This is a genomic window from Candidatus Sordicultor fermentans, from assembly GCF_012728195.1.
Classification (GTDB): domain Bacteria; phylum Atribacterota; class Atribacteria; order Atribacterales; family Caldatribacteriaceae; genus Sordicultor; species Sordicultor fermentans.
Genome location: NZ_JAAYFP010000122.1, coordinates 1 through 3,576, shown reverse-complemented (window position 1 = coordinate 3,576; position 3,576 = coordinate 1). Strand labels below are relative to the sequence as shown.

The following is a 3,576-nucleotide window of genomic DNA, read 5'->3' as shown; positions in this document are numbered from 1 at the left end:
GACCCCTTTTACCACAAGCTTTTTGACCCCTTCTAACCCAGCAGTCAACAAAGAAACCAACTCCCCTTTTAATCTTGCTTCTATTTTACCTCATTATCCTTTCTCCACCAATTCTTTTCCAGCTCTGTTTTAAGTTTCTCCAGGGCTCTATCGCGGTGGGTGCGGAGAGAGGAGCGAGAGATGCCCAGTGTTTCTGCTGCTTCTGCCTCCGATAGCCCATCGTAGAAGAGAAGATAAATCGCCTCTCGCTGGCGAGGGCTGAGAACCTCAAGAGGTAGGGAGATGTTTTTCCTCTTTTCTTTGAAAGGCGCAGAGTATTTTTCTATGAGGTCGGGTAAAAGTATCTCTCTTCCTCCTTTATATACTCCCAGTCCTTCTTCCTTCAATCGCTTGTTCCAGTAGTGGAAAAGTTCTGCCTCGTCCATAAGCACCTCCTTATTTGTCCTTATTATAGGACTATAAGTCCTGTGGGTCAACAAAAGAATTTTTGAATTCCCTCTTTCTTTTTGGAGATAAGTGTTCTATAATTTACTTGTTATGGGCGACTGGCAGGACAAAGGACAGAGATTAAGAGAGCTGAGAAATAAAAAGGGTTGGTCGGTCAGGGGATTAGCTCGAGAAATGGGAGTTTCCAAATCTACCGTTTCTGACGTGGAGTTAGGTAGAAGAAAACCCACCGCCAACTATCTGATAAAGGCAGCCAAAACTCTGGGCATAGCAGAGAGAGAGCTGCTGGAGTGGTATGGCTATCTGGAGCCTCTGCCTCCCGATTTAGACCAGAAACTAGAACGGGTGGCTCGAGAGTTTGATACCCTCTTTTTAGACCACCTAGGGGAGCTAAACGAAGAGTCCAAAAAATCTCTCGTTGATTTTTTGGAATATTTGATAGAAAAGCAAAAAAGAGAGGACAGGGATTAAAGATTTACCCCTTGATTAGCTTATCTCCAGAAAGTATCGAAAAAATAGAGAGTTTTTCTTCCTCCCTTCCCCGGATAAATAGTGAAATCGAAGCGCTTAAATTAGCAGAAAAGGAGGGCATAATTGTTGAGTTTTATGACTTGCGAGGATTTAAGGGAGTTCTAGCCCAACGCCGGGGACAAACTTTTCTGGGGGTGAATCAAAGGTTGCGAGAAGCAGAAGAAGTGAAAACCATTCTTCACGAGTTAGCCCACTATTTCTTTCACTGGAATAATCGATTTCGTCCCATATTTCTCTGCCAGGAGTACACCATAAACCGCGAAGAAAAGGAAGCTGATTTCTTTGCCTGGTGTCTTGTGGAGGAATACTGGCGGGAAACCCTCTCCTGGAAATTCTGGGCCAGAGACAGAGATTTCTCTTAAGCTCATAAATAAGCCGGGACAGGCAGCCCGAGAGCAACCCATGGCGCCATATCATTCTGTCACTGCAAGCATGGATAGCCTAACGGTTGACCGAACCTTGATAGTTTCCCCTGGTTTTTTACCTTTTCTGATATTTGAAACCCAGTAAATACAGGCATTCACATTTTATTCTTCTAAAAGCGTAGTGGCAAAGCAACTACACAGCCTATCCTTCAGACAATAAAATGGTCGCTCTTTAAATGACTGAAAAGCTTGGCCTAAACACTCCAATACATTCTTACCTTGTTTTCTCACTGTAGAGATAAACCACGGATACGACAAAAGTAATTAGCTCCTTTCTCAAGAACGAAAACAACCTGATATCTTCTCTTCGCTTTGGCCATACGTAGGCCCCTCTCTGCCAGGTTATCATCAAAAGAAACCTGAAAGCCCTCCATAAACCGGAGAGCATCTTTTTAGTACTTGATGAGCCTATCCAGTAAATTCTTAGCTTTACTCTGTTTCTTTCTACCTCTTCCGGGACTATCTCTTTCATCTTCTCTGGGATAGCCCTTGAGAGCTTGAGTTAACTCCCGGAGGTGGCGACAACTACAGAAGGCATGAGCACATTCTCAGTAACTCAACTTGCTCATTTTTTACCAGAAAAATGTGGTATAATTACATCGCAATTCCTCAGTTCATAAGCCTTTCAAGGTTTTTTAATTTTTGTTGCTTACCCGAAAACGGGAACCTCCAAAAGGAAAAGCCCTATATAGACCGATATTTTTGGAGACCATTGCGCAGCCTGGGTTCATAAAAATTTTCTCTACTAGAGAGAGGAAAATCAGAAACAAAGTAAATATCTTCTACCCGTTCTCTAACCAAAGCGATGGCTACTGCTTTATGTCCTCCCAGTACAAAGTCTCTTTTTATCCTATCAACCTTGTAATTCATTTTAAGTCATGTTAGGATGTTAATCAAAGTTGAATAAAGTTTTGACCAGTCGTGGTTCTTGACTGATTAAAAAGGAAAACGGTGAGAAGCCGTTGCTGTTGTCGCATCTGTAACCAGCGCAACCCGGTATCATTCACTGCCTAGTGGGTGGGAAGGATGATGCCAAAAAGGGGCTGGAAGCCAGAAGACTTGCCACGATTGTCTGCTTATATTACCTCCGACACAGAGGGAAAGCAGGAATAAACCAAGTTTTGGTAAGTTCGGCAAGCTGCCTTCTCATAAGAGGAGGCAGCTTTTTTATTTGCTCTATCTACACTAAATGGAACAGAAAACAGCTGCTCAGGCAGCAAGAAGCAAAGATGGGTTAGATCCACCAATATTAATTAAAGGAGGCAAGTAAACGATGCACAAGAAAGTTCATTCAGTATTTACTCTCTGCGTGGTTGTTTTTAGCATGTTTTTTAATATCAGTGGTGTTTGGGCAGCTCAACTGGAAGAATTAATTTTTCCTATGGAAGAGATTATAGTAATTGCCTCAAAATATCCAGAAGAGCTGATAGATTCACTCGCCAGCGTAGAAACCATTAGCAGAGAAGAGATCACAATTTCTCAGGCAGAAAACTTAGCCGAGGTTATAAGAAATGTGTCTGGCCTGGAAATTGCCGATTACGGTTATCCCGGAGGCATCAAAACGGCCAGCATTCGTGGTTCATCTCCAGAACAGGTTCTGATAATGATCGATGGTCAAGTGGTGAATAACCCCCAATCAGGCAAAATTGATCTGGGTCAAATTCCCACAGACATTATAGAAAAAATTGAAATCTACCGTGGTCCAGCTTCTGCTCTTTATGGCGCCAATGCCTTGGGAGGTGTGATTAATATCATTACCCGCGGCAGAGAAGGAGGCTCCCACTGGTCAGGAGCCATTTATGGAGGAAGTTATAATACTCAAAAATACCAACTTTCCTACCAGAACCAAAATGATGATACCCAATACTTCCTAACCGGCCACTATTACAAAACAGATGGAGAGCGGGAGAACAGCCAGCTGGATAAAATTAGTTTCATGAGTAAAATATCCAGAAAGCTAGACCAACAAACCAATTTGGATCTAACGATTCGCTATTACGACCAACAGCAGGGGCTGCCCGGTCCTTCTGACCACCCTACTCCCAACGCAGAACAAGAAGACCGTGATTTCAATGTAAACCTTAAATGGCAAAAACAAGAGGAAGATCGCGACATCAATCTAATGATTTGGCATGATACTAACAGACGCTACTATGATAATCCGGGCGAGTGG

General features: G+C 43.0%; 5 protein-coding genes and 1 riboswitch. Of the genes, 3 read left to right on the top strand and 2 right to left on the bottom strand.

Translation table 11 applies throughout. From position 1 onward, the window contains the following. Positions 1-80: 80 nt before the first annotated feature. Positions 81-425, bottom strand: a complete 345-nt coding sequence (locus GXZ17_RS06550) for an RNA polymerase sigma factor (protein WP_409376490.1) — start codon at positions 423-425, stop codon at positions 81-83. 91 nt (positions 426-516) lie between these two features. Between GXZ17_RS06550 and GXZ17_RS06545 the strand changes: the two genes are divergently transcribed. After that, positions 517-918, top strand: coding sequence for a helix-turn-helix domain-containing protein (locus GXZ17_RS06545; RefSeq protein WP_409376489.1), 402 nt, complete (start codon positions 517-519; stop codon positions 916-918). Between the two features lie 11 nt (positions 919-929). Beyond that, on the top strand, positions 930-1,340 hold the full coding sequence (locus GXZ17_RS06540; protein WP_409376488.1) for an ImmA/IrrE family metallo-endopeptidase: 411 nt from the start codon (positions 930-932) through the stop codon (positions 1,338-1,340). Between the two features lie 747 nt (positions 1,341-2,087). On the opposite strand, the gene GXZ17_RS06535 is transcribed toward GXZ17_RS06540, so the two are convergent. Next, on the bottom strand, positions 2,088-2,273 hold the full coding sequence (locus GXZ17_RS06535; RefSeq protein WP_409376487.1) for a hypothetical protein: 186 nt from the start codon (positions 2,271-2,273) through the stop codon (positions 2,088-2,090). 35 nt (positions 2,274-2,308) lie between these two features. Next, positions 2,309-2,485: riboswitch (cobalamin riboswitch) on the top strand. A 191-nt stretch (positions 2,486-2,676) separates the two neighbouring features. Between GXZ17_RS06535 and GXZ17_RS06530 the strand changes: the two genes are divergently transcribed. Next, positions 2,677-3,576, top strand: a 900-nt coding sequence (locus tag GXZ17_RS06530) for a TonB-dependent receptor (protein ID WP_409376486.1), incomplete at its 3' end; no start/stop codon positions are given.